The following is a 26,053-nucleotide window of genomic DNA, read 5'->3' as shown; positions in this document are numbered from 1 at the left end:
CTTTAACCTAATGAAGGTTATTATTTAACCACAAGAGTTAAGGGATTATCTATGTTAGTGGTCACAAACTATCCTCAGGTACCAATAGCGACGACAAACCCCGCTACCGATGCCGCGCGCGTGGATAGCCAGCAAAGACCGCCTATCGTTCCTACACCTGAACTAGTCAAGAGCCACGAAGAACGCCCCTTCACTCCGCAACACGAGCGCACAGCCGAACAGCCAGAGATTCAAGCTAGACTCAATGAACGAACGCTGGGAAAACACCAAGGTGGTGGGCAGAAACAGGAAGAAAAGCAGCAGAAAGAAGCAGAAAAGCCGACTCAAGTAGCCAACATAGCCAGAGATCCCCTCAGAGGAAGACCCGCGCTAAACAGGCGTGATATTCGCATTGCCCAGCAGCCGAACTCTGCACGTGACCACAAACAAACCCAGCCTCAGAAGAGCGAGCTAGTAGCTCAGCCCAAAGATTTTTATCAGGCGGTTTCCCTGCATATAACTAACTTCTATCAAGAGCAGGCTCTTCCAAAAACAGAGCCTACTATCTCATCTTTTGTTTAACGCAGTAACACTTCACTCGCTTGGCTATTCGTATTATCTTTCTCATCTTCCAAGGCCAGCTGCAGCTTAGCATCATCCTCAGCCTGCTTAAACGCTAGCCTTTCTTCTTGAGAAGCAGTCCTATACAGGCCTTGCTGATAAGCCATACTGCCCCACAATGCCCAAGATAGAGCTGCTTGCTTCATCTCATCGGATTGAGCTTGTGCATTGAGCGTCCCAGTATCGAAGTCGTACTTGAAGCCAGCGGCTTCACGCTCTGGCTGCAATATCACCACATCATCGCCTCGCATATATGCCATGTTCTTGTCATATTGCATCAAGGCGCGTCCAGGCCAATCATCCCTGACTCGAGTCAAGTCTTGTCCTAACATGGGATAGCTGTCGGATATGCCTATCATAGACAATAGAGTCGGTGCCATATCGATCTGACTCACCACTCGCTGGTCTTTCTTAGGCTCGATGCCATCACCTAGAATAATTCCAGGGATCCTGAAGCGAGAAATAGGGACTAAACTCGCCCCCCCGACACGACTATCGTGATCGGCCACGACCAAAAATAGCGTATCTTTCCAGTAATCAGACTTCTTAGCTAATTTAAAAAACTCTCCTAGAGCGTAATCCGCATATTTAACCGCATTATTCACCGTCTGTTTAGGCTGCTCATAGAGCTCAATTTTACCATCGGGAAACTCGAAGGGATCGTGGTTGCTCGAGCTAAATACTAAGCTGAAAAACGGTTTACCCTCTTTGTGGAATTGCTTAAACTCCTGGTCAGCCCGGCGCAGAAGATCTTCATCCGATACCCCCCAAGAAGCCACAAAAGAGGGATCTTCATAATCATCTTCATCGACAATATTACTGAAGCCATTTCCGAGGAAGAAGCTCTTCATGTTATCGAAATGACTCTCTCCACCATAAATAAACTGAGTCTCATAGCCATGACTTTTCAAGAGTTCGGCGATAGAGAAGAAACCTTGTTGGCTCTTGCCTAACTTAACCACAGAGCGTGCCGGCGTAGGTGTAAAACCAGTAGTGATGGCTTCGATACCACGAACCGAACGCGTTCCTGTGGCGTAGAGATTCTCAAATGACCAGCCTTCCTTAGAGAGCACATCTATGTTTGGCGTCAAAGGAAGACCGCCCAGATTCCCCACGAAGCGAGCTCCCAGACTTTCTTGTAAGATGATCACTAAGTTCTTAGGTTTGCCCTGATAACTGGCAGGATTAAAAGAAACACTAGGCGCTGCGGCTAACGGGAATTCACTGGGATCTCGACCACTTTCTCGCCTGATTGTGTCGATAATTTTCTGCTCATCCATGCGACCATAAATTTTAGCGGCATTAGCTTCATTGCCCATTTGATTGATGGCGAAAAAGAGGGAATATGCAGAGTTAACCACGAGAGAGTTAACCAGAGGATCATCGGCAAAAGCAACAAGTGCCGGGTTAAGCGGTCTATGGCCTAAACTCGAACGGGCACCGATCAAAGTCAGCACAATCACAGCAACAGCGATAACCGGACGCCAGTACCAGCGAGAATAGATGAGATCTCGCAGCAAGTAACCACTGAGCTTCCAGCCACTAAAAAGAGTTGCACCGCTGATAAGGAAACCTAAGATCACCTCAAGCTTACGCCCCCCCCAGAGCATGGACATCACCTCTTTAGGATAGATGAGGTATTCGATATAGAGACGATTTGGGCGAATGCCATATTCCTGGATAAACGAAGGAGATGAGACTTCCAAGAATAGAATCAACCAGAGTCCTAGAGTCAGCCAGATACGTAATATCTTGTTCCAACCACGGCCAATAGCGTGATCACCGGAAAAAATGGCTGTGCCAAGGGCTGCAATGCCCCACAACCAGCATAAGGTAGCCAGATCCACCCTTAGGCCCTGCAGCAAGAGATGTGACCAGCCATCCACGGCCGAAACACGCTCGATTTGCCAGAGTCCTAAGCCTATACGACTCAGGGTGACGATAATTAATGCAATTAAGCAGAAACTTAAAATGGATCTAAAGGGACCCAAAAAAGAAAGACGAGAGGCCATAGAGCACCCAAAATGTACTTAGTGTAAAAATCCAAAAGTTCTGCATCCAGAACTATGGAGTGGTCCTTGCGCGATTTACTCTAGATTAGAGTGTCCATGATGGTTTTCACCCTCTTCGGAGTAATAGCCAAATATTATGACAGAACTCAGCCACAAAAGTTCACCTTAAATTAATAAGCATGAAACACTAAGGACACACAAAACGAACAAGCGTGCCAACCCAAACATAGATTGGCGGAAGGAGTGTAAAAAAAATGTCGAAAGAGAAAACTCTTCCGACATTGATGTCATAGCATTTGGTATAAGAACTCGCTTACATGTTATTTTTTCAGTTTAGCAAAAGCATCGGCAAACGCATTCCCCATGGCCGCATTAGCTTGCTTAGGCTGAGACTTGTTCTGTGACTTACCTTGTTGCTTCGGCTTATTACCAGCTGAATTCGGCCTTTGAGCGGCTCTCGGCGCTGGTTTATCACCGGCCTTTTCATCCAGACGCATGGTGAGAGCGATACGCTTACGCTCCACATCGATTTCCATCACCTTCACTTTCACCACATCCCCGGCCTTGACTACGCTATGGGGATCGCTGACAAACTTATCGGTCAAAGATGAGATGTGTACCAAGCCATCCTGATGAACACCGACATCGACAAAGGCACCGAAGTTAGTCACATTGGTCACCACACCTTCGAGGATCATATCAGGCTTAAGATCGTTAACTTTTTCCACGCCTTCCTTAAATATGGCCGTCTTAAACTCACCACGAGGATCCCGTCCCGGCTTATCCAGCTCGACTAAAATATCCGTCACAGTGGGCAGGCCAAATTTATCTGTAATGAACTCTGCCGCCGACAAGCTACGCAATAATTCAGTGTTACCGACTAGTGCCTCAACCCCTTGTCCCTTCGCCTTAGCTATCGTTTCAACCAGAGAATAGGCTTCAGGGTGAACCGAAGAGGCATCCAAGGGGTTATCACCGTCGAAAATACGCAGGAAGCCTGCGGCTTGCTCATAGGCTTTAGGCCCGAGCCTGGCCACCTTCAGTAGCTGCTTACGCTGAGTAAACTGACCATTTTCATCTCGATAGTTGACGATATTACGGGCTAATGTCTTATTAAGACCAGCCACCTGAGCCAATAGCGGCGCAGATGCCATATTCAGATCGACCCCAACACCATTCACACAATCTTCCACCACGCCTTCCAGTGACAAGGAAAGCTGACTCTGGCTCACATCATGCTGATACTGGCCTACACCGATAGACTTAGGTTCGATCTTGACTAATTCGGCGAGAGGGTCCTGCAGTCTACGAGCGATTGAAACGGCGCCACGAATAGACACATCGAGATCGGGGAATTCATTGGCCGCGAGCTCGGAAGCCGAATAGACAGATGCTCCGGCCTCACTCACCATGATTTTAGTCAGTCTTGGCAGCTCAGATTGGACACTGGCAATCAATTCAGCTGCCAGCTTATCCGTCTCTCTCGAAGCGGTTCCGTTGCCCACGGCAATCAGTTCCACCTTATGCATCTTGGCAAGGTTGGCTAAGGTGCGTACCGACTTATCCCATTGCTTCTGTGGCGCATGGGGGAAGATGGTCGTGTGTGCAACGAGTTTGCCTGTATTGTTAACGATAGCCACCTTAACGCCAGATCTCAGTCCAGGATCTAGTCCTAAGGTTGCCTTGGCTCCCGCCGGCGCTGCCATCAGGAGATCTCCAAGGTTGCGGGCAAATACATTTATCGCCTCAGACTCTGCATGCTCACGCATCTTAGCGATAAACTCAGTTTCCATCTGCAGCGAAATCTTGATTCGCCAGGTAGCCGTGACTACGGTTTTCAACCATGTGTCGACACCACCGATGCCCAAGTTTAGTTTAAAGTGCTCGGCGATAATCACCTCACAATAACTGCCTTGCTTAGACTCATTGCCTGGATCTGCGTTCATGCTGAGGCTCAGCATGCCTTCATTGCGCCCACGCAGCATGGCCAAGGCGCGATGAGAAGGTATCTTGCTTAATTTTTCCGTGTGTTCGAAATAATCGCGGAACTTAGCCCCTTCCTTCTCTTTCCCCTTAGCCATGCGGCTTTCGAGAACAGAGTTTTGGCTGAGGTGTTGTCTCACTTTCTGCAACAGGGCAGCATCTTCGGCGAAGCGCTCCATCAAGATGAAACGAGCGCCATCGAGCACGAGTTTACTGTCTGAAAAACCTGCTTCCGCCTTAATATATTTAGCGACTTCTAGTTCGATATCGGCATTGCGGTTATTCAGCAAGTGCTCGGCTAAGGGCTCGATACCTGCTTCTATGGCGATCTGGCCCTTAGTGCGACGTTTTGGCTTATAGGGCAGATATAGATCTTCCAGACGCGTCTTACTATCAGCCTCGAATAATGCGTGTTTTAGCTCAGGAGTCAGCTTACCTTGTGTATCGATACTCGAGATGATCACATCGCGTCTGTCATTCAAGTCACGCAGATAACTCAACCTGCTATTTAGTGTACGCAGCTGAGTGTCATCTAAGCCTCCGGTCGCCTCTTTACGATAACGAGCGACGAAAGGCACAGTGGCACCATCATCGAGTAGGGAGATTGTCGAACTGACTTGTTGCTCACGAACATTGAGTTCCTGAGCAATGATCTGGGCAATATTTTGCGTCATTTGCATAAAAGTATGGTCGTGCCTGGAGTAAAAGATTCTGATGAGCATCAAGATACCACAGGCTAAGGTGTGCTTGCATGTGAAAGCTACACACTTTGAATTAGTGACAGCTTTCTCTGCGACCACACAAGTTATTCCAGGCAAATATCGCCTCGGCGACACCATTTCTAAACCCTATGTAGGTATTGAGCTTCTTAGTGATCTCACTCTGATACTCGGAGTCGATTGAAGTCGGCACTTCGATCAGATGCAGCCCGCCTCTAACTGCACTTTGGGCAAGGCTATCCATCAGCTGCCCTGTGGTCACACATAAATGACCATAACCGCCATAGGCTTTTATCAACAACCTAGGATCGAACTCTTTATGATTACAGGCATACACAGGCGCATCTCCCGCCTTACCTAAATGAAAGATATTGTTACGCATATAGATAATCGTAACGTTTGCGCCCTGTTTCTGCAGACTGATCAACTCGTTAGCCTGAAAATTAAAGCCACCATCTCCTGTCAATACCAAGATAGGTTGTGAGCTACCAGTTTCGGCTAACTGATCGGCAATGGCTCTGGCATAGGGCAAACTGGTTCCCATTGCAGCATACCAAGGGTTAGCCAGATAACTTCGCCCAATATCACTGCCAAGAGTATCCAACTCGAAGCTGGCAAACAGAGCGCTCCCCACCTCGGGCACGAAAATATAGGGCTTAGCGAGCTCTCTCTGAGCAAGATTAATCGTCGAAGCCAGATTATGATACCCAAGCATCTCACTCTTTGGCTTTGGTGACTCCACATCGGCTTTAGGCTCACTGAAAAGTTTGTGGGGCGTTAGCCTAGAAGACTGCAGTATATCCATAACCACAGAGATATCTTGCTCCCACCTCGAGGTTCCCTTCAGCATAGTCTTATTAGGGTGGCGATCCACGGCATGGGTTTGACTACCAAAGGCATTGTTGGTGTCACTCGGTGATATGGCAGTCCCAAGTTCAAGCACATAATCGGCCACAGACTCGATGTAACCCTGGCCATCTAGCTCACTGAATACCCCGTTATAACTTCCTAAACAGAGTGGATCGCTCTCATCCAACATGCCCTTACCAAACCAGCTGATGGCATAAGGCAGACCTTGCTTACGGCAGAATGTGATTATTTTCGCGAGTAGGTCTGTGTTCAACCTGAGTTTCTCTCCCAGAAACACTAAAGGTGAATCAGCCTTATTGAGCTTAGTCACTATCTCTTGGGCTATCAGCTCTGCACCACTTAAATTCAGTTGCTGAACCTTAGCTAACTGAGTTAAATGACCCGGTAGGCACAAAGACTGAGTCGGCTGAAAGATCAAATCTCTGGGGATCTCAATAAACACAGGTTGGCGGTTTAAATAAGCATAAGTTAACAGCTGCAAACATTGCTCGGCGGCAATATTGGGCTGGCCACTCTGCCTTTGACCCTGAAGGCGTTCTGCGCGGATCCCAAGAGCCTGGAAAGCATTTAGTGCTGCGTCAAGATCGGTATTCCAAGCAGTATGCGGGTGAACGCTATGATGCAATACATGACTATTTACCTCATTCTCCCCAGGAGCACCAGAGATAAACACCACGGGTAATCCTTCGGTTCTCGCCAACGCCGCAGCGCTAACACAAGGTAAGCTGCCTACTGTATAAGTGGTCATGCAAACACCTAGTGGGTTTAACTCAGCCTGGGCGCAGGCACTGAAGCCTGCATGCATCTCATTACTCGACGGTAATACATCGATATGGGGTTCTAGGGCATTAATCAAATTAGCAACGAAATCACCACCGACACCATAGGTGCGCTTGACCCCGAAAAATGTTAACAGTTCACCTAAGCTATCGCCAAACTGGGGTAATTGACGAAAATATTCATCGCCAAAATTTTTCTCAATTGATGTCGCCATGATCCGATCCTTCTTGATTGGTATTATCGGCAGGCTAGTAGTTATAGGAATGACGCGAGTTGATCGAGATCATATTAGAAAAAATGAGTGAAGATGACTAAGTGGCAAGCTAAGATTACAAACTAGCTTACTTCCCTCTGAGCATTGAGCTCTACTGGCAATTAAAGATGTAGACTAAGCTTTACAGCTTAGAAATGCACTTTCTCGCCAGCACGGTATGTTCAGGCATGCCTCTTCGGTTGATCAGTACCTCGAACCCATGGCGTTGCAATAGTTGTTCGATATCTTGCTTATGCCAGGCAGGCACAAAAGGCTCATACACATGACCGGCCAACCACTTAAAATAAAGTCCAGTAAAGCCAAACCCCTTAAACATCTTCCACCAACCAGACTTGAACTGAATCGATGAGGGCTCACAGATCGCCAGTAAGCCCCCCTCATCTAACACCCGGCGACACTCATCTAGTGCCAAATCGATATACTTAGGCGGCATCTCATGAAACAAAAAACTCGCAGTAATGCCATCGAAACGCTTATCGGAAAACTTAAGCTCTTCCGCTAGCCCTTGAACAAATTTCACTTCTGGATAGGCTTTGGCCGCATGTTTTAACAGATAAGGCGAAGGATCTAACCCCCAAACATCTGTGATATCTTCATCCTTGAGGGCCGCGGCCATCTGACCTCCGGCGCAGCCGAGATCTAAGACACGTTTGCAGCCGTTTAACCAAGTGGCTATATCTCGTCTCACCGGCTTCATCTTACCCAGCATACTTGCATCGAAAGCACTGATATAGCCGCGGGTAATGTTATTGGAATAGTTACCGTTAGGTATGCCGTGAAACTCCTGCTGTAGATATTTAGGCAGGCTCTGTTTACCCAATATTCCATCGGGGAAACTGTCCGGGATTTCCGCGCGACCATTGCCTTTCTTAAAAAGACTGCGAAATAACCTGCCCACATTGGTCCGGGTCTTAAAATTGATCTCATCGGCCCAAGTGCGAGGCAACTCGATGTTCTGCCAATCTAAAATGACAGGATCGAGAATTGCATCACTTATACCGACCCGCTCATTCATCCTTAAATGCCTTATATTGGATCTTGTTCACGTACCACTCCTTGGCACCCGAAGGGGTTTGTACCACGATTTCATCATCGACCTGTTTGCCGATAAGCGCACGGGACATCGGCGAGTCTATGGTGATATAACCTAGCTTAGTATCCAGCTCATCCTTACCTACGATGCGATACTGCACCACATCACCGGCCTCATTTTCCAGCTCTACCCAGGCACCGAAGAACACCTTACCTTCCTGTTGAGGCGAATAATCGACGATTTTCAGCTCTTCGACCCGCTTCACCAGATAGCGAACACGACCGTCTATCTGCCGCAGCAGACGTTTGTTATAGGTGTAATCTGCATTCTCGGATCTATCCCCTTGAGCCGCAGCTTCCTGTACCTTCTTAGTGATCTCCGGACGATATTCTTTCCAAAGGTACTTAAGCTCCCTGTCCAGAGCCTGCCAGCCTTTACGGGTGATTAATAACGCTTTCATTTTCGATCTCTTTTAAATCTATCGGACAACATCATGGGATGTTGCAGCGCCCAATTATCACTTATTCGATGGAAAAAGACTACTCGGGCCACGAACCCAAATAAGATAGTTTTTCCATCAAATTATAACTTCCCATTTATATACATCTAGCGCCATATCGCGACAAGTTAATCCCTCATTGACCGACACACACCATCAGCTCCTCTAGGCTAAACACGTCCTTGGTTACCAATCGAATACTGTCAAGAATACCTCATCATGATCGAGAAAATCCCTAAACTCCAATTGTTACAATTTTACAGCTATACTGAAAAAGTATTAATAGCCATTTATTTTCAATGGATTACGCCATTTCTTTCGCCACTAGAACAAGATAATATCTGTATCCGTGTAAAGAGTCGCTGGTAAGAGGGATTAAAAAGCGGCTATATTAGCGGCTAAATGTACGTTTAATTATATTCAATATCAGCCAGTTGGCTACCGATCACCATCGGGTTCCAAGAAAAAGGATAATAAGCATGGGACAGGAAACCTCTAAAATTCTCGTCGTCGATGATGATATGAGACTAAGAGCCTTACTCGAGCGTTATCTTATGGAGCAAGGTTACCAGGTTCGCAGCGCTGCCAATTCCGAGCAGATGGATAGGTTACTCGAGCGTGAGAATTTCCACCTACTCGTGCTGGATTTAATGCTACCCGGCGAAGATGGCCTCTCCATCTGCCGCAGACTTCGTCAGCAAGGCAATACTATTCCTATCGTCATGTTGACGGCTAAGGGTGATGAAGTAGACCGTATCATAGGCTTGGAGCTCGGTGCCGATGACTATCTGCCTAAGCCATTTAATCCTCGTGAATTACTCGCCAGAATCAAGGCCGTGATGCGTAGACAGAGCCAGGATGTCCCAGGGGCACCGACTCAACAAGAGGAGGAGATCACCTTCGGCGAGTTTACACTCAATCTTGCAACACGTGAGATGTATCATGGTGAAGAAGCTATCTCCCTCACAAGTGGCGAGTTTGCAGTACTTAAGGTGCTTGTGAGCCACCCACGCGAGCCTCTGTCTCGCGATAAGTTGATGAATCTAGCCCGAGGGCGAGATTACTCGGCCCTCGAACGCTCTATCGATGTACAGGTATCTCGCTTGAGACGTTTAATTGAAAAAGATCCTGCCAACCCCAGATATATCCAGACGGTTTGGGGACTCGGTTATGTCTTCGTGCCCGATGGCACCTCGCGTCGTTAAGATAGCGTGATATCTAATGTCACCAGTCTCACTTATTTGCTTATCTAAGGGGTAAACCAGTTACATGAAGTGGCTGAAAAAACTTTTACCCCGTAGTGCATTTAGCCAAACAGTAGTTCTGATTGGCAGTCTCTTGCTGATCAATCAACTGGTTTCCTATCTCTCGGTCGCGGCCTATTTCATCCAGCCCACCTATCAGCAGATCAACCAGTTAATTGCACGTCAGGTAAAATTACTGTTTGTCGATGGTGTCGATGTGGGTCGCGAACACCTCACTATGGTCGACGCCCTCAATGCTAAGGTTCCCGACGATGGTATGCATATCTATAATCAGAAACAAGCTCGTGAAGCTGGTATAGAACAAGCCACTTATTATGCTCTGCTCTCATCGCAGATGTCGGAACACTTAGGCGGTAAAGCCGAAGTAAGAATCGCTCAAGGTGAGTTTTTTGAGATCTGGATCCGCCCTCCTCAGGCCCCTTCGGTCTGGATCAAGATCCCCCTCACCGGATTCAACGAATACGACCTATCGCCCCTCACCCTCTACCTGATGGTGATTGGCGCCTTGAGTGTCGCTGGCGGTTGGTGGTTTGCCAGACAGCAGAACAGGCCGCTCAGACGACTGCAAAAGGCGGCAATCTCTGTCTCTATGGGTGAATATCCTGAGCCCTTACCCCTGAGCGGCTCAACCGAGATTGTCGAAGTAACTAACGCATTCAACCAGATGTCCTACAGCATGAAACAGTTAGAACAAGATAGAGCGCTGTTGATGGCGGGCATCTCCCATGACCTACGTACCCCTCTGACCCGCATTCGGCTAGCCTCAGAGATGATGGTTGCCGATGATGAATATCTAAAGGATGGTATCGTCCACGACATAGAAGATATGGATGCCATCATCAGTCAGTTCATTTCCTATATCAGACAAGATCAGGAAAGCATTCGTGAGCAGGAACAGATCAATTATCTCATCCAAGATGTCGCCCAGGCCGAATCCAATCGGGAAGGCGAGATCCAAGTGGTACTCAACGAGTGTCCGGAGATCCCGATTCAGAGCATTGCCATTAAACGTATCTTGAGTAATCTGGTAGAAAATGCCTTCCGTTATGGCAATGGCTGGGTCAGGCTAAGCTCTCACTTCGACGGACGGCGTGTAGGATTTAGCGTAGAAGACGATGGCCCGGGTATTCCGGAATCTGAGATCCCTAAGTTATTTCAACCTTTCACTCAAGGCGATACAGCCAGAGGAAGTGTAGGTTCGGGCCTGGGACTGGCCATCATCAAGCGTATCGTCGATCGCCATCAAGGCGAAATTGTACTGACTAACAGAGTCGCCGGCGGTTTACATGCTCAGGTCTGGTTACCCCTCGAATAAATCACTCATCCAAGATCAATATGTACTCAGCTGATTATAAAAATAATCAGCTGAGTAAGTGTCACACTAGTGACATGAATCTGTAACGCTAATCCCCTAGTCTTGCGGAAAATATCCTTGCCTGGCGTGATACCGATGAAAATATCCACCCTATCACTTTCAGCTTCTGCCATCTTACTCTTACTTGCTGCTCTGCTAGCCACAGTAGTGGTTTGGAGTAATGAGCAACGCCAAATTATTGAAACACAATCAAATGAACTGCAACAGTTACAACAGATGTTTTTAGTTGAAGTGAGACGAGAGCTTGACGGCTACTTACATAGTGGGGATGCCAGCCAATTAGAACGCGCCAAAACTCAACTGGAGCAGATAGAATCATCGTTAGCACAAAATAAGGATCCAGATGTGGATTCCCTTAGAGTGTTACTACAAGAGTTTATTCAAAGTCTGGACACTGACTATCGAGCTGCAGGTAAACTTGCTGGTAACCCGAGACAACTTCTGGCTTTTGCAGAAGCTGAGATGCTGGACAACAATCGCCAGCTGGCCGACTATGCCTATATTGGTCAGGGAGAGAATGACTCGCTCTCTGATGAATATCTGCGCTTGACTCGCCAGCTGCCTCCTCTGGTTTATCAACTTTCACAATTGACTCAAGACTATCTCATCGGCAAGGATCTTCGACTACAAGCCATTCTGCAAAGCACAATCGATGAACTTAATCTTTGGCATGACCAGCTAGACTCGCTGCCATTGTTCGGCATCTTCGACACCTTGGAGGTCGATGAGTTTGCCTTAGGCGGTGCCGATGAGGAAGTGGTCGAAATCGGTGAGAACTATAGATCTGAGTTACTGAGCCTGAGTAACAGATACAATAGAGAGATCAGCAACACCTATAACCTGCTGCAGGATAACCAGCAAATTCAGGAGCAACTCAGGAGCTCTATCGCCGAAGTAGAGCTGGCTATGTTCACTCTTAGCGCCACTCAAGCGGAGCAAAATCAAAGGCTGAAGCAGGAACTGCAATTCGCTCTCTATGCCGTCGTTTCACTATTGGCCCTGTTCGCTGTCATCTACTTAATGTTGCAACAGAGCCGAGTTGTATCCCCCTTGAAACGCCTTAACCACGCCTTCCAAACACTTAGCGAGTCCAATAGCCGTGAACGACTCGAGATCAATAGACGATGTGAGACGGGGCAGATAGCAGGCCACTTCAATCAACTGCTACAAAGATTCGAAGATGAAGATGAATCCCAGCGTCAACAGATGTCACTGGTATCTCAATCCCTATCCAGGTTAGTCCAACGGATCTCTCTGATAACCCATAGCGCAGATGAGACCCAGAACGTGGTTAGTCAGGCACAAACTCAGACCGATGAGATACGCAACCTGGCACATGAGGTAAGCACCACATCAGCCCTAGTGGAGAGTAGCGCCGAACAAACCATGTTACAGATGGAAACCAGTCAGACAGAGGCCGAAGCTATGCTGCAGGCAACCGAAGAAACACAAATAGCCGTAATTCAATCCCATCAATCATTGTCTAGTCTGACCACATCTGTGGAAGATGTGTCCAAGATCATCGACGTGATAGGTAATATCGCCGAGCAAACTAACTTGCTCGCGCTCAATGCCGCCATCGAAGCCGCAAGAGCTGGAGAACAAGGCCGAGGATTTGCTGTGGTCGCCGGTGAGGTCAGGAATCTTTCCCATAGGACTCAGGACTCATTGAAAGAGATCATGACGATTCTAAATCAACTGAATCAGGCCAATAGCGAACTCGAGGTCAGTATGACTGGCATAGAGCAGGCCACACAAAGGCAGAGGGAACGAGCTCAAGGCTTATCCACTGTAGCTTTATCTGTGCAGGCTCAGGCGAGCGAGATGGCGATGACGGCAAAGCAAGGCTCCATCAATGCGCAACAGCAGGTCAATTATCTGGATGAATTTGTACACGCCATGAGCTTACTCAAAATTCAAGCCCAGTCAGCGTCGAAGCAGAGCCAAGTGATTGGCGGTGAAGTGCAACAGAGCGTGCAAGATATCGAGGCTAATTTAGGGATCTCAGCCCCTAAAACAGGACTAGCACAAGCCGCATAGCTTCTTTTGTAGACTCTAGTGTTAATTTTAATGTTAATATCTCGATAATATTAAGTCGCATTTAACATTTTTCAGGATGAAGATGAAGCATACTCACTTGCTAGCCGGACTTGCCATCACGGCGAGCATGACCACAGCTCTAACAATAAAATCAGCTCAAGCAGCTGAAGAGACGACACAAAATCCGTACGCTGTCTCTATTTTAGCTGGGCTAGAATCTTATCCCGACTCTGAATCCAGCTCCATGTCTCGGGGGGGAGGATTATCATTTATTTGGGATGACTTGCGCTACAATAATACCTATCAACTAGACACCAATTACTTCAGAGTTCGTGGCACTTATTATTACGAACTTGATTCAGAAAAATATGATGAAGACAGATTCAGAAACTCCGCAGATCTGAAGTTCAACTATCAACGTCCTTTTGCCAGCTTCGGTGAAGAACAAGAATACCTGCTCAGTTTTCATGGACGCTATGAAGGCCACTACAACAGTCAACAACTAGAAGAGTTTGAACAGCTTGTTGTTGCAGGGCTTGCCCTTAACACCCACTTCACCGACGTCAATCACTATGATCTTGGGCTGACATTAGGCTTAGCTTATAGCGAAGAAGAAAAAGATGATGATTGGCCCCGCGAAGAGATGGGCCATGGTGAAGATGTGCTTAATCGGGCCGGGTTTGGTTACTTCTTCGAGTGGAGCAACGCTTACACTTTCGCCCATACCGGTGTTCAGCTGATTGCAAAACTCAGCCGCTATGACGGCAACTGGTCCTATGATAAAGGTCAGTTCTATACTGTCGACCGACTCACATTTGGCGCCGTTATACCACTTGCCGATGAAAACAACCTGCTGCATTTCACCAGCCAATACATAGATCGTGACTATGAGTTAGACCTTCTCGGCTTCAAAGACACCCTGTACCGTGTGGCAGTCGAATACGTTCACTATTTTTAATCACCGAACATATGTCTATAAATAACCAAGGAAACATCAGGCTCCTTGGTTATTTCGTCCTTTAAACGCTATTACAGAGCCGCCAATACCGCTTCAGCCTTGCTCACTTCAAAGGTCTTAGGCGCTTCGACATTCAACTGAGTCACAACACCATTTTCGACAACCATGGCATAGCGTTGCGAACGTACGCCACCAAAACCTGCCGTGTCCATCTCTAAACCTAGCGCCTTAGTGAAACTGGCATCACCATCGGCCAACATCATCAACTCAGATGCATTTTGAGCTTGGCCCCATGCTTTCATAACAAACGCATCGTTGACAGAAACACAGGCGATGATATCGACGCCCTTAGCCTGAAACTGATCGGCTAATACCACATAGCCCGGCAGATGAGACTCTGAGCATGTGGGTGTGAATGCACCCGGAACGGCAAATAACACCACTTTCTTGCCAGAGAATAGCTCGGCCACGTTATGAGTCACCATGCCTTCATTGGTCAACTCGCCTAACATAACGTCTGTGGGTAACACTTGTCCTTGCTCGATCATCTTATGTTTCCTTTTCATTAAATGGTTAGGTTCAATGCTAGTGCTATTCTGACAAAAAATATACAGAGAAAATTGAACCTGGTTCGGCTCAATATCCACCTAGAGAACGCCAAACTTATGCTCACAGAAAATGACCCCAGGCGATTAATGACTTTAAATCACATCATCAGGCCTAAAACTCACTAAATTTAACGATTTACTATTGTGATTCAACTTGTTGTCGGCTAGTTTAAGAAGTTAGCTTATCTCTGTTGGTATGACTGACTCATGAAAGATGTGATTTTCTTCGACTCCTACTACTTACCGGCCTTTCTCAACGTTTTTATATTATCTGTCGGTATATGGTTGTTATCGAGAAACTTCTATTCACCTATACTCACCAAGTTAAAAGTATGGCATCCATCCCTATGTGATTGTTGTTTTTTTACTATTACCTTATACCTAGTCCTAACTTTCTATATGGTGTGATATGCCCCTAACAAGATTTGTGATCCCCTTAATATTAATCATTACTGCAAGCTTTATGGGCAGCAGCATATGGAATATGTACATGAATGCCCCTTGGACGAGAGACGCCAAGATCAGGGCAGAGATAATCCAGATAGCCCCTAAGGTATCGGGACAAATCATCGCGATACATGTGCAGGATAATGATTATGTTGACAAGGGGACCTTAATTTTCGAGATTGAGATGACCGACTATGACAATAAGATCAAGCAAGCTGAAGCCAGATTAGCAGCATCACAGGCGACACTGAATCAAGCGAAGAATGACTACAATCGCGATAAAGACTTACTCCCCAATAATTTAGTCTCTGAAAAACAAGTGACTAATGAGCAGCTTAACGTCAAGGCTCAACAGGCCGTTTATGACCAGGCTCAAATAGATCTCGAAGTCGCTAGGCTGAACCTAACACGCACAAAAATATTCGCCCCAGAGAGTGGCTACATCACCAACCTAAAACAGCGGGTAGGCAACTACATCAACACGGGCCAAACCTTTGTTGCCCTGGTCGAAGCCAACTCTTACTATGTTCTCGGTTACTTTTCTGAAGCCAAGATAAAATTTATACAAGCGGGTCAAAGCGTCGATATTTTGCCTTACACCAGTGAAGAAGTGATTTCAGGTAAGGTTCAGAGTATTGGCAGAGCCATAGTAGACCAGAGTGCCGATCAGTCAGGTCTACTGCCTGATGTGCAATCAACGATTCCTTGGGTCAGATTAGGCCAGAGAGTACCCGTCAAAATCACCATCGACAGATCAATACTCAAAGAACACAGACTCATTGCCGGCACCACAGTTACAGTCACAGTAAAAGACTAGTCATGAATTATTGGGGGAATAAAGAGGCGACTCAGTTCGCCTTAAGAGTCTCAATAAGTGTCATTGTCACTTGGTTGATCTGTTTAAGGCTCAACTCAGAAGCCACCAGTGCGGCCATGATCTCAATCATCATAATCTTGATGGCTGGCAGTCATGGTGCCAACCTAATCAAGTCCTTCTACCGTGCTGTCGGTACCATTTTGGCCAGTGCATTCGTCCTTTTCGTCTCTTCGACGGCATTGATAGATGCATGGCTATTCAATGGATTTATGATTCTGTGGATCGTGACTTGTGTAGGGCTAGCCGCGTACCTGCAAAATAGTGTCTCCTATGTTTTTGGCATGGCCGGTATGACAGCGGCAGTGATCGGCTTTCCCCTGGCATATTCACCTGAGATAATCTCAGTGTTTGACAATGTACAGGCCAGGTGTTTTGGTATTCTGATCGGTATAGCCGTTTCAATCATAGTAACTGCAGTGATTCCCTATGAGGATGACATAAAACGCATACTTCCCATAAAGAAGGCCACACTCAAGTTTATTGCCAAGGTATTCTCTGGCTCGACACCTCAAAAGTCACAGCAAGCCTTCTCTCAGTATCTGGGCTTAATAAGCAATAATAAACAAATACCGATTAATAGCTTAGTCGGTAGCAAGGCTTCTCTGGAACTCATAAAATCACAAAGAGATGCGTTATTCCACTGTGTCTCACTCGCCATTGCCGCCATCAAGATCAGACATATGCTCAGAGCCGCCGATGATACCAAACTCGAGCATTTAATCGCCGAGATCATCGAAGAGATTCATGGAGGTGAACTTGATACTCAGTTGCTGTTCGACAAGATAAAGATAATTGTTGATGGCAAAGACAAAATACAGATTGAGAAAGGTATTCAGGCTGACATTATCAATAAGCATCTCGCGGTACTGATCGAAAATTTAATCTGGCTTAATTCAGACAGGATCGCAGTTGAGTCCCAGCGGTTCAAAAGGCAGGTAAGCCGTTTTTTCACCCATACGGATCTGCAAGATGTGCTTCGTAGCATGCTCAGGGCTGCTCTACTTCTATCTGGTATCTCTTTTATCTGGATTGAAGGACAATGGGAGCACGGCATGAATGCCATGCTGATGGCGGGGATGTTGTGCTCGATGAACGCAACACTGCCTAACGCTAAAATAGGTAATACCAAAGTATTGCTGGCTCAGCTGATCATGGTTGCCTTCGGATTCTTGATCACGTTTGCCATAGCTCCTTTGCTTGAACCCAAAATCATGTTCCCTGTTATGTTCGTCTATCTGCTCATCACCTCCTATCAGTTTGTAGTATGCACCAGCGCTAACAAGTCAGTCTGGAGGTATATGCTTATTTTTTGGTCCAGCTACATACCCTTAAGCAATATCCCGACGCTGGATTTCGGCGGTTTTCTTAACACCGCCATGGCCAATGTATTTGCGGTAATGATGATCTTGGCGGTTTATATGATAATCCCCAGTCGCAAAGATACTGAGATTGTGATCCACTCAATCAAACGAACCCTCAAAAAACTCAAACCTAATAGCGGAAATTCAGACCTATCATCCGACTTGATCCTGTCCGCCTACCCGGTATTGGTACGGCAAGACCACACCAAGGTATACATAGATCGACTTATTTCCATCGGTGAATGTTTTAAGTTGAGCGAACTCGATCTATTAACCGATGACAATCGAGTCCTCATCCGCCAGTTACTCTCTAGCATCTTAGAGAACAGGCATAATGAAGATAAGATAAGACAACTACAGCGAATAGCCGAAACTAATATGCAGCGACATAATCAAGCTAGCGACCACCAAGCGTACAGTGCCTGGTGGCAACTCAACATAGCCTTGAAACGATTATGTGTGAGCCAAAGTATGATAACTGAGCCAAATGAGCCTTGAATTTACACGCATAGCAGTCGCCGCCAGAGCGACAAAAGAGGTGACATTTAGACGCTGCCAATGACTGCTCAGCCTGTCATAGCGGCTTTGACGTAAACATCGAAGCGATTTTTCTTGGTAGCTATCACCATAGAGGGTTTCACCCCATCTAAGTCTTCCGCATAGTCAGGTCGCTTGACTACCACTCGCTTACTCGCGAGTGCCATAGCAGGGGCAAGTAAACCATCGGCATCCATGTCGGCACCGACCAGAGATTGAAACACCCGCATCTCTTTTTTTACCAGAGCCGACTTTTCTCTATGGGGATACATGGGATCCAGATAAACCACATCGACCTCGTTACCTAGCTCGCTAACAGATTCCAGGCTAGAGCCATGAACCAGGATCATCCGCTCACGCATCCAGTCACCAATATCAGCATCCTCGTAGGCACGACGCAAACCATCTTCGAGAAGCGCAGCAACAACAGGGTGACGCTCAACCATAGTCACGATGCAGCCCAGGCCTGCCAACACGAATGCATCACGTCCAAGACCCGCTGTGCCATCAACAACCTTAGGGTTAACTCCTTGCTTCAAGCCTACAGCCTTAGCAATAGATTGACCGCGTCCTCCACCAAATTTGCGCCGGTGAGCTACGGCGCCGGAAACAAAATCGACACTTATCCCTTTGAGTTTGGGCTCGTCACGCTTATTGAGGATCAAGGTATTATGTTCAAAAACCAGCTCAAACTCAGCATCTTTATCGAAAGTGAGCCCCCAGCGCTGACAGATAGCTTCTAGCGATGGATATTGAGCATTGAAGAAAATGCCTAGAGTGGGATTGGCTGGCTTGTCTTTGATCACGTTAACTCGAATGTGGACGATTATCTCTCCATTATGCCAAAAGCGCTGCCCAGTGAATACAAGAGCTTCTCGGCAAGCTGATTTACCTGCGGAGGTTAAGCCACTATAATGCGCACAATCACTCGAATGAATCTAATCTTTCAAGTCTCTCACCTTAGGTTCAAGCTAAATTTTGGAACTCTCATGCTCAGTTATCGCCACGGCTATCATGCCGGAAATTATGCCGACGTATTAAAGCACGCGCTCTTACTACAAGTGCTGAAATCACTGCATAAGAAAAATAAGCCACTGGCCTATATCGATAGCCATGCAGGTGCAGGTGGTTATGCCCTTACCGATGAGTTTGCCCAAAAAACCGGAGAATACTTGGACGGTGTGGCTAAGCTTTGGGACAAGGAGGATCTACCAGAATCACTACAGCAATATATGGATGATGTTAGGCACTTCAACCAAGGTAAGTCAGAATTAAGCTTCTACCCCGGCTCACCAGCTTTTGTCGATATGAACATGCGCCAGAAAGATCGCATGGTATTACATGAGCTACACGGTGCCGATCATGCCCTGCTTGACGAGCAACTCGGCGCAGATAAGCAAGTGCGCGTCATCAAAGGCGATGGTTTAGCTGGGCTGATAAGCGCTGTTCCACCGCAGGAGCGCCGCGGTGTTGTGCTGATCGATCCTAGTTATGAGATGAAAACCGACTACCAGGATGTTCCCAACGCGTTAATCAAAGCCTATAAACGCTTTTCAACTGGCGTTTACATGCTCTGGTATCCTGTAGTAAAACGAGCTCAGACCGAAGAGATGCTTAAGATGCTCATCGGCAGTGGTATCAAACGTCAGCTTAGAATCGAACAAGCGGTGAAAGCCGACAGTGATGAATTTGGCATGACAGCTGCGGGCCTTTGGATCATCAACCCTCCCTGGCAGTTAGATGAGACAGCCACAGAGATGCTCGACTATCTCGCTCCCTTGCTTAATCAAGGCGGCGGCAAAGTCTCAGTAAAATGGGAAGTCGGCGAATAACCAGCTAACTCAAACACTTTAAAACAAAGAAGCCGCTATTATGCGGCTTTATTTTGGTTAAACATAAACTTGCGCTGAACATCGGCAGAAGATTGACACTAAAACTGCTCACAGTATGTCCCTTGATGGAAGATCATCTGCCATTCGCCGATATCCTCATTGAGTTTCCACAGCGAGCTTCTCAGTGAGTAACGGACAGTAAATTCATCCTGCTTCTTCATCGTGGCCCGATACCGCAGCTGAGCGAGATCCTCTGATAACATTATCAGCTCGAAACTAGTGGCACAGAAGTTTGGGCACTTCTCTTTAGGTAAACATTCGAGTACTTCCCGCTTACCAAAACTGGCACCGGACGCACCAAACTCATGAAAATCTTCATGAATGAGCAGATCTAACTCCGCGGGTGATGAGCGGACATCGGACTTAAGCAAGTAGAGTTCTAACTCGACGAGTTTTTGCTTTAAACTAGTTAACATGCAATCCCTCCTTCTCTCAGTACTTAAACTTAAGTTAGCACAAATCAATAATTTTGAAGGCTATTTGACTTAAACATGGACTCTATTTCGATAAAAAACCACTCCATTACTGGGCCATAGGCTTTATCTCGGCGATTAACCACACCCATTTCAACTAATAAAGGATCAGGAATATATTCCGTCGACAGTTCGACAACATCGCCTGAATACCATTCGGCATTGACCACATGCTCGGGCACGAGTGCCCAGCCAACGCCACGTATAACGAGTGCCGTCATATAATAGTAACTATCGATATACCAATGGTTCGGCGATAGCGCTTTGGCCAGGCTATCGCCGACACGATCACGGATCACTAGCTGACGATATTGATTGAGATCGGCGATGCTTGGAGACGAAATTTTTGCTAATGCGTGTTTAGGTGACACTATCAGTGACTGCCTGAATTGGCCGATAGACATAAACTCTAATGAACCCGGTAACTCCCTCACATGAAAAACGATGCCCATATCGGCCTTACCTTCATCGACCCATGAGGCGATATCATCTCTTGAGCCATTGATAATCGTCAACTTCAACAGAGGAAATTGTATTGCGACTTGCTCGAACAAGAGCTCGAAAGCGTTAACTGGAACCGCTTCATCCATCGCCACAGTTAACGCGATTTCCTGACCGGTACTGAGAGTCATGGCACGAGATTGTAATCGCTGGCACTGTTCGAGTACGGCTTGAGCCTGAATAAACATATCTTCTCCATGCTTAGTAAGCACAGGTAACTTGGCACTGCGATCGAATAGCTCAAAGCCCAGATCGACCTCCAGATTAGCAATCGCCGTACTGATCCTGGATTGTGCCCTACCCAGCTTTCTTGCTGCCGCAGAGAACGAACCATGGTTCACCGCAAGCACAAAGGCTTCCAGCTGATAAAGCGTCCAGTTCATATCATTTCCCTTTTTCTCTCATCCTAGTATCGTCTCTAAATAAGCAATATATCCGATTATCGGATACAAACTAACTTAATCAATCCGAAAATTAAGGGTAACCTAATACCACATCCAGATTCCATACTTAACATTCAGAAGTGATCTATGCAGGCCAACGCGACCCATCCAATATCCGACTCTTCGAAACAGAGCATTAACCGCACCTTCTGGCGTTATGCTATTCCGTCGGTAGCAGCCATGCTGGTTAACGGCTTCTATCAGATTGTCGATGGCATTTTTATCGGTCAATACGTGGGTTATGAAGGCTTGGCCGGCATCAATATGGCCTGGCCAATCATCTATATCTTTGCCGGCATTGGCCTGATGATCGGCATGGGTTCCGGTAGTCTGTTATCAATTAACCGAGGGCAAGAACAAGCCTCATCCAGCACTAACAAGGGAACACTCGCCCAATCACTCAAGACAAACCATACCTTAGCCACCGCGGCAGTCCTGATTTTAGGTTTCGGCCTGTTAGGCTCGCTGGTGTTGTTTATGAGCGGAACCAGCCTGTTACTGGCACAAGGCGGAACCGGTAACACCTTGATACTGGCCCAACAATACCTAGCTCCCTTTAGCTGGAGTGTCACTTTTACTATCCTGGCCTCGGCGATTCCGATCTTAATTCGCAACGATGAGAGCCCAAACCTAGCCACAGGCCTGATGGTGATGGGAGCTTGTCTCAATATTCTGCTGGATTATATTTTTATCGTGCAGCTGGACATGGCGCTTCACGGCGCAGCAATTGCGACGGTAGCAGCCCAGATAGCGGTGGCAAGTTGCGGAGTCATCTATTTCCTATCTTCTTTTACCAAGATGAAAGTCAGCAACTTAACGCTTAATTTCGCAAACATGCGCTTTGATATAAAATTAGCCAGGCAGATATTGCTCTTAGGCTCATCGAGTTTTGTCATGTACCTCTACACCAGCTTCGTATTCGCACTGCATAACCGCCTATTTATGGAATATGGCTCACCAGTCACCGTAGGCGCTTTTGCCATTGTCGGCTACCTGATGGTGCTCTATTACTTTGTTGCTGAGGGATTAGGGGAAGGGATGCAACCGCCAGTGAGTTATTTCTTCGGGGCCAAGCAGACGGAGAACATCAAGAAGGTGCTGGTCCTAGCGACTAAGGTCACCATCACAGCGGGAATAGCCTGGTTACTCATCTTGAATCTGTTCCCGAGTACCATCATTGGACTCTTTAACGCAGAGGATACCAGCCTGATACAGGAGGCCACATCTGGCATACGGCTACACTTGTTTGCCATGTTTCTCGATGGCTACCTGGTGTTAGCTATCATGTTCTTCATGGCCGTTAATCAGGGAAAGAAGGCGTTAGGAATATCCATAGGTAATATGTTAATCCAACTTCCCTTCCTCTACTTCTTGCCCCCCTGGCTCGGTGTCGAAGGCGTATGGCTCGCCATGCCGATCTCTAATGTGCTGATGTTTATGATAGTGGCGCCTATGGTTTGGCATCATCTGAGAGCAGATAAGAATCGCGAGGTTAATCAGTTCCTAGACTCTAGACTCTAGAACCTAGGAACTAGGATTTACGATACCTTTGTAGAAGGATCTTAACTCGTTTTACATAGGCTTGGGTCTCGGCTGGGTAGAGTGTGCAATACCCTTCTTAGCTTGCTTTGACTCGGCTCAAACTAGGATTTACGATACCTCTGTAGAAGGATCTTAACTCGTTTTACATAGGCTTGGGTCTCTGGGTACGGTGGAATGCCATTATACTGAGTGACCGTGGTGGGGCCAGCATTGTAGGCGGCGCAGGCAAGCTCTATGTCACCATCGAAGCGCTTTAGCATCTGAGCTAAATATTTTGCGCCACCATCTATGTTTTGATCCGGTTTAAAGGCATTAATCACACCTAACTCTTTGGCGGTTTCCGGCATCAACTGCATCAAGCCCATGGCTCCCGTCCGGGAAAGTGCAAACACATTGAAGGCAGACTCTGCGTGGATCACCGCGCGAATAAGCGCCGGATCTAGCTTGTGTCTCTTAGCCGCTTGGCCAATCAACTCATCATAGTCATGGGAAAACAGTGGCATCCTACGCCAATCCAGATCTGAATCCGGACGGCAGGCATAGCAGTCATAGAGCAGCACCTGATAATCATTACCACCCGGAGCATGATCAGCAAAAACCATCACGCCATTGGCTTGTTTATACTGATAGACTTTAAGTTGCTCGCTGCCATTCTCGGTTATGCCAGTCGATACCCCTCGAGCCTTAGAGGTGCTTGACTGTAAATAGCTGGGTATGGGAGTACTTGGTGCTTGAATTAGGCTGTTATTATCCAACATATGGGGCTGACTTCTTTTAGCAGTTGTCGACATTACAGTACGGGTCGAATGAACGCTTTTTATCCACGTTCCCGAATTCTGAGTACCCGTTGCTTCATTAAAGCGAGTTTCTTCACTGGCTTGCTGAGTCACGACCAGCCCGGTTTCTGAGTAACTAGCCTTATAGTGAGGTTTATGCTGTGGTTGTAACTGTGGTTGTAGTTCTAGTTCGGCTTCATCCCCCGCCTGAACTGGGCCCACGGTGAGCAAGATACCTATTATAAAACTCAAGATTGAAAATGTTATCAAACACTCTTGCCTCTGTAGGCTTTCAATCGAGTCTCCATGCCTTTTTATCATCTAGAGTCCTGTGTACTCATCGAGTTTAAGTACTTCAATCATAGCAAATAGCTGTTGCATCTCTTTGTTTATTTGGCTGAACTCATACTCGAAGGTAGCACCATTGAAAATTGAGCCTAACTCGAATCGATTATCACGACTGGCAAGCATGATTAGTAGCTTATCATCATAGAAGGCGCACTGTATCTTACCAGTGAAACAGCTAGCCAATTCCTGCAGGCGCTCCATAAAACTCACAGTGAGCAAGTATCTCGCTTCGATCTGATCCGAGGAAAATACATCGAACCGCTTCTCGAACCTCGGATCTTCCAGCTTGACTCGAGACAGGCTGTTACATGAATCAGACAGGAAATTGATCAGTCCTCCACGGGCTTTCACCACAAGGGTATGGCCATTAAACTTCTTATGACTGCTGAGTTGAACCATCACACCTCTGAATACTGTCTCAGTGTCGCGGCTTTTATTCCGCCTCACCTCTTTGGTCAGCTGCAGCTCATTGATCACTATCTCCACTCCCTTATGGGTGCCCTGAACATAATCTTCGAACTTAGCATCGTCATAATGCGGAAGTAGTTTTGAACGCTTGAGTACCGACAAGCTCATGCTATGGGTCGGACTAAAGATGAAGTCATCACCAAAATAACTGAATATTTTAGGGAATACCCGCTGTTTAACATCACTCTTATAGCGCTTAACGGGCCTGCTTGACCACCAGAAAAGTGGTAACACAGGTAAGAGGTAGAGAAACCAGGGGATATCCAGCCGCTGGCGAGTATCGAATAGATAGACCACAAAAACAATAGCCGCGAAAAGGCCAATACTCATATAAATACGTTGTCTAAGCATTTTCAGACAAGCCACTCGGCGGTTCTCAAATTTACGGGTGAGTGGCTCGATATGCTCATTATAATGGGCTCTTAGCGATTCAATCTCACCACGGACAGCCACAAGCCGTTGTGATTGCCTTTTAGGCTTAATGGGAGCACCCAAAATAAAACTGACTATATTCATTTGCTATCAAACTAGTTTACAGGGGAGGAATGCGGTCCATGAGACCGCGACATCAAATTATTTAAGGAAGTCGGCCGCATCTATGGACGCTTTCGAGGCCTCATCGGCTTCATAGAAAGGCATAACCTTGATATTTGCCATGGAAGCTATGATAGAACCAGGAAATATCTCTACCGCATTATTCAGCTCAGTCACAGCCGCATTATAAAAACGACGCGCAGCCGAGATATGGGCCTCTACTTCGTTATAAGTTTGCATAGCCTGTAGCATGGTGTTGTCAGACTTAAGCTCAGGGTATGCTTCAACGTTGATCATAAGCTGGCCCATCTTGCTATTAAGCTGCTCGGCAGCAGCAAGATGCTCCCTAATCTCGGCCACATCATTGGTGTCATATGACTTAGTTGCTTGCGCTCTCAATTCTGTGATGTCCGTGAGCAGAGCTTTCTCATGCTCCATGAATTTTTGAGCTATTTTCAAAATATTCGGCACCAGATTCGAACGTTTCTTGATCTGCACATCGATACCTGACAAGGCTTCACGACCCGTATTGCGTTTTTTCACCAGGCTGACATACCAAAGGTAGGCAATAATCACGACTAATCCCACAGCTAACAGCAATCCTTCCATCTCATGTCCTTATTATTCTTTTTCGCGACAATTTACTTAGCTTTTTTTGATTAAGCTTTAACCCTTTACTCTTACCTATTTTCCCCTCTATTTCCATACATTTATGTCAAAGGCCAATGAATAATTAGAGGGTGCTTATTGAACTATTTTAAGAAACCCTAGCTATTTATAGTGCTTTAAATCGACTAAACCTAGTAAATACCTTAGGTTCTCACTCAAATAGAGAGTA

The 26,053-nt window shown here is 46.7% G+C and carries 21 protein-coding genes; 9 read left to right on the top strand and 12 right to left on the bottom strand.

Annotated features, from left to right (window positions below; translation table 11 throughout):
• Positions 1-51: 51 nt before the first annotated feature.
• The gene (locus FS373_RS23165) at positions 52-561 is read left to right on the top strand and encodes a hypothetical protein (protein WP_152830717.1); all 510 of its coding nucleotides are present in this window, start codon (positions 52-54) and stop codon (positions 559-561) included.
• On the opposite strand, the gene FS373_RS23160 is transcribed toward FS373_RS23165, so the two are convergent.
• The 5 genes from FS373_RS23160 to greB all read right to left on the bottom strand — a co-directional run bounded on the left by FS373_RS23160 (position 558) and on the right by greB (position 8,731).
• Positions 558-2,612, bottom strand: coding sequence for an LTA synthase family protein (locus FS373_RS23160; RefSeq protein ID WP_152830716.1), 2,055 nt, complete (start codon positions 2,610-2,612; stop codon positions 558-560). The two genes, FS373_RS23165 and FS373_RS23160, sit on opposite strands and share 4 nt — an antisense overlap.
• A gap of 320 nt (positions 2,613-2,932) precedes the next feature.
• Complete coding sequence (locus tag FS373_RS23155; protein ID WP_227993166.1) at positions 2,933-5,275, bottom strand: Tex family protein; 2,343 nt, start codon at positions 5,273-5,275, stop codon at positions 2,933-2,935.
• 94 nt (positions 5,276-5,369) lie between these two features.
• Entirely contained in the window at positions 5,370-7,178 is a 1,809-nt protein-coding gene (locus tag FS373_RS23150) for a thiamine pyrophosphate-binding protein (protein ID WP_152830715.1), read from the bottom strand.
• Between the two features lie 181 nt (positions 7,179-7,359).
• On the bottom strand, positions 7,360-8,253 hold the full coding sequence (locus FS373_RS23145) for a class I SAM-dependent methyltransferase (protein WP_144044441.1): 894 nt from the start codon (positions 8,251-8,253) through the stop codon (positions 7,360-7,362).
• Positions 8,246-8,731: a transcription elongation factor GreB gene (gene greB / locus FS373_RS23140; protein WP_144044440.1), complete on the bottom strand. Its 486-nt coding sequence runs from the start codon at positions 8,729-8,731 to the stop codon at positions 8,246-8,248. The genes FS373_RS23145 and greB overlap by 8 nt, the downstream gene beginning before the upstream one ends.
• Before the next feature lie 518 nt (positions 8,732-9,249).
• Here greB and ompR point away from each other — a divergent pair.
• From ompR to FS373_RS23120, 4 genes are all read left to right on the top strand, one after another.
• Positions 9,250-9,975 carry a two-component system response regulator OmpR gene (gene ompR / locus FS373_RS23135; RefSeq protein ID WP_144044439.1) on the top strand — a complete coding sequence of 242 codons (726 nt, stop codon included), beginning with the start codon at positions 9,250-9,252 and terminating at the stop codon, positions 9,973-9,975.
• A gap of 64 nt (positions 9,976-10,039) precedes the next feature.
• Entirely contained in the window at positions 10,040-11,350 is a 1,311-nt protein-coding gene (gene envZ / locus FS373_RS23130) for a two-component system sensor histidine kinase EnvZ (RefSeq protein WP_144044438.1), read from the top strand.
• Between the two features lie 135 nt (positions 11,351-11,485).
• The gene (locus tag FS373_RS23125) at positions 11,486-13,450 is read left to right on the top strand and encodes a methyl-accepting chemotaxis protein (protein ID WP_152830714.1); all 1,965 of its coding nucleotides are present in this window, start codon (positions 11,486-11,488) and stop codon (positions 13,448-13,450) included.
• Positions 13,451-13,532: 82 nt separating this feature from the next.
• Positions 13,533-14,408 (top strand): hypothetical protein, encoded by an 876-nt coding sequence (locus FS373_RS23120; RefSeq protein ID WP_194165925.1) that lies wholly within the window; start codon positions 13,533-13,535, stop codon positions 14,406-14,408.
• Between the two features lie 71 nt (positions 14,409-14,479).
• On the opposite strand, the gene FS373_RS23115 is transcribed toward FS373_RS23120, so the two are convergent.
• Positions 14,480-14,956, bottom strand: a complete 477-nt coding sequence (locus FS373_RS23115) for a peroxiredoxin (RefSeq protein ID WP_144044436.1) — start codon at positions 14,954-14,956, stop codon at positions 14,480-14,482.
• A gap of 469 nt (positions 14,957-15,425) precedes the next feature.
• Here FS373_RS23115 and FS373_RS23110 point away from each other — a divergent pair, with 469 nt between their 5' ends.
• Together FS373_RS23110 and FS373_RS23105 are read left to right on the top strand one after the other, a co-directional pair.
• The gene (locus tag FS373_RS23110; protein ID WP_144044435.1) at positions 15,426-16,280 is read left to right on the top strand and encodes an HlyD family secretion protein; all 855 of its coding nucleotides are present in this window, start codon (positions 15,426-15,428) and stop codon (positions 16,278-16,280) included.
• A gap of 2 nt (positions 16,281-16,282) precedes the next feature.
• Entirely contained in the window at positions 16,283-18,199 is a 1,917-nt protein-coding gene (locus tag FS373_RS23105; RefSeq protein ID WP_152830713.1) for an FUSC family protein, read from the top strand.
• Positions 18,200-18,267: 68 nt separating this feature from the next.
• Here FS373_RS23105 and FS373_RS23100 read toward each other — a convergent pair whose 3' ends face one another.
• Positions 18,268-19,044, bottom strand: a complete 777-nt coding sequence (locus FS373_RS23100; RefSeq protein WP_144044433.1) for a class I SAM-dependent methyltransferase — start codon at positions 19,042-19,044, stop codon at positions 18,268-18,270.
• A gap of 183 nt (positions 19,045-19,227) precedes the next feature.
• Here FS373_RS23100 and FS373_RS23095 point away from each other — a divergent pair, with 183 nt between their 5' ends.
• Positions 19,228-20,070: a 23S rRNA (adenine(2030)-N(6))-methyltransferase RlmJ gene (locus FS373_RS23095; protein ID WP_144044432.1), complete on the top strand. Its 843-nt coding sequence runs from the start codon at positions 19,228-19,230 to the stop codon at positions 20,068-20,070.
• 98 nt (positions 20,071-20,168) lie between these two features.
• Here FS373_RS23095 and FS373_RS23090 read toward each other — a convergent pair whose 3' ends face one another.
• Positions 20,169-20,546: a DUF4440 domain-containing protein gene (locus FS373_RS23090; RefSeq protein WP_144044431.1), complete on the bottom strand. Its 378-nt coding sequence runs from the start codon at positions 20,544-20,546 to the stop codon at positions 20,169-20,171.
• 44 nt (positions 20,547-20,590) lie between these two features.
• Positions 20,591-21,487 carry a LysR family transcriptional regulator gene (locus tag FS373_RS23085; protein WP_144044430.1) on the bottom strand — a complete coding sequence of 299 codons (897 nt, stop codon included), beginning with the start codon at positions 21,485-21,487 and terminating at the stop codon, positions 20,591-20,593.
• 147 nt (positions 21,488-21,634) lie between these two features.
• Between FS373_RS23085 and FS373_RS23080 the strand changes: the two genes are divergently transcribed.
• On the top strand, positions 21,635-23,068 hold the full coding sequence (locus FS373_RS23080; RefSeq protein ID WP_152830712.1) for an MATE family efflux transporter: 1,434 nt from the start codon (positions 21,635-21,637) through the stop codon (positions 23,066-23,068).
• A 122-nt stretch (positions 23,069-23,190) separates the two neighbouring features.
• Here FS373_RS23080 and FS373_RS23075 read toward each other — a convergent pair whose 3' ends face one another.
• The 3 genes from FS373_RS23075 to FS373_RS23065 form a co-directional block, all read right to left on the bottom strand.
• Positions 23,191-23,880, bottom strand: coding sequence for a lytic transglycosylase domain-containing protein (locus FS373_RS23075; protein ID WP_144048768.1), 690 nt, complete (start codon positions 23,878-23,880; stop codon positions 23,191-23,193).
• A gap of 306 nt (positions 23,881-24,186) precedes the next feature.
• Complete coding sequence (locus FS373_RS23070) at positions 24,187-25,197, bottom strand: DUF3137 domain-containing protein (protein WP_152830711.1); 1,011 nt, start codon at positions 25,195-25,197, stop codon at positions 24,187-24,189.
• 57 nt (positions 25,198-25,254) lie between these two features.
• Positions 25,255-25,824 (bottom strand): LemA family protein, encoded by a 570-nt coding sequence (locus FS373_RS23065; RefSeq protein WP_144044428.1) that lies wholly within the window; start codon positions 25,822-25,824, stop codon positions 25,255-25,257.
• Between the last annotated feature and the right edge of the window lie 229 nt (positions 25,825-26,053).

This window comes from Shewanella sp. YLB-07 (assembly GCF_009377275.1).
This window is presented reverse-complemented; position numbering and strand designations above follow the sequence as displayed.

Coding starts and splice junctions, on each gene's coding strand:
- FS373_RS23150 (WP_152830715.1), bottom strand. CDS start 7,178: ATGGCGACATCAATTGAGAAAAATTTTGGCGATGAATATTTTCGTCAA.
- FS373_RS23125 (WP_152830714.1), top strand. CDS start 11,486: ATGAAAATATCCACCCTATCACTTTCAGCTTCTGCCATCTTACTCTTA.
- FS373_RS23155 (WP_227993166.1), bottom strand. CDS start 5,275: ATGCAAATGACGCAAAATATTGCCCAGATCATTGCTCAGGAACTCAAT.
- envZ (WP_144044438.1), top strand. CDS start 10,040: ATGAAGTGGCTGAAAAAACTTTTACCCCGTAGTGCATTTAGCCAAACA.
- FS373_RS23120 (WP_194165925.1), top strand. CDS start 13,533: ATGAAGCATACTCACTTGCTAGCCGGACTTGCCATCACGGCGAGCATG.
- FS373_RS23160 (WP_152830716.1), bottom strand. CDS start 2,612: ATGGCCTCTCGTCTTTCTTTTTTGGGTCCCTTTAGATCCATTTTAAGT.
- FS373_RS23075 (WP_144048768.1), bottom strand. CDS start 23,880: ATGTCGACAACTGCTAAAAGAAGTCAGCCCCATATGTTGGATAATAAC.
- FS373_RS23080 (WP_152830712.1), top strand. CDS start 21,635: ATGCAGGCCAACGCGACCCATCCAATATCCGACTCTTCGAAACAGAGC.
- FS373_RS23065 (WP_144044428.1), bottom strand. CDS start 25,824: ATGGAAGGATTGCTGTTAGCTGTGGGATTAGTCGTGATTATTGCCTAC.
- FS373_RS23145 (WP_144044441.1), bottom strand. CDS start 8,253: ATGAATGAGCGGGTCGGTATAAGTGATGCAATTCTCGATCCTGTCATT.
- FS373_RS23085 (WP_144044430.1), bottom strand. CDS start 21,487: ATGAACTGGACGCTTTATCAGCTGGAAGCCTTTGTGCTTGCGGTGAAC.
- greB (WP_144044440.1), bottom strand. CDS start 8,731: ATGAAAGCGTTATTAATCACCCGTAAAGGCTGGCAGGCTCTGGACAGG.
- FS373_RS23105 (WP_152830713.1), top strand. CDS start 16,283: ATGAATTATTGGGGGAATAAAGAGGCGACTCAGTTCGCCTTAAGAGTC.
- FS373_RS23095 (WP_144044432.1), top strand. CDS start 19,228: ATGCTCAGTTATCGCCACGGCTATCATGCCGGAAATTATGCCGACGTA.
- FS373_RS23110 (WP_144044435.1), top strand. CDS start 15,426: ATGCCCCTAACAAGATTTGTGATCCCCTTAATATTAATCATTACTGCA.
- FS373_RS23115 (WP_144044436.1), bottom strand. CDS start 14,956: ATGATCGAGCAAGGACAAGTGTTACCCACAGACGTTATGTTAGGCGAG.
- ompR (WP_144044439.1), top strand. CDS start 9,250: ATGGGACAGGAAACCTCTAAAATTCTCGTCGTCGATGATGATATGAGA.
- FS373_RS23165 (WP_152830717.1), top strand. CDS start 52: ATGTTAGTGGTCACAAACTATCCTCAGGTACCAATAGCGACGACAAAC.
- FS373_RS23090 (WP_144044431.1), bottom strand. CDS start 20,546: ATGTTAACTAGTTTAAAGCAAAAACTCGTCGAGTTAGAACTCTACTTG.
- FS373_RS23070 (WP_152830711.1), bottom strand. CDS start 25,197: ATGAATATAGTCAGTTTTATTTTGGGTGCTCCCATTAAGCCTAAAAGG.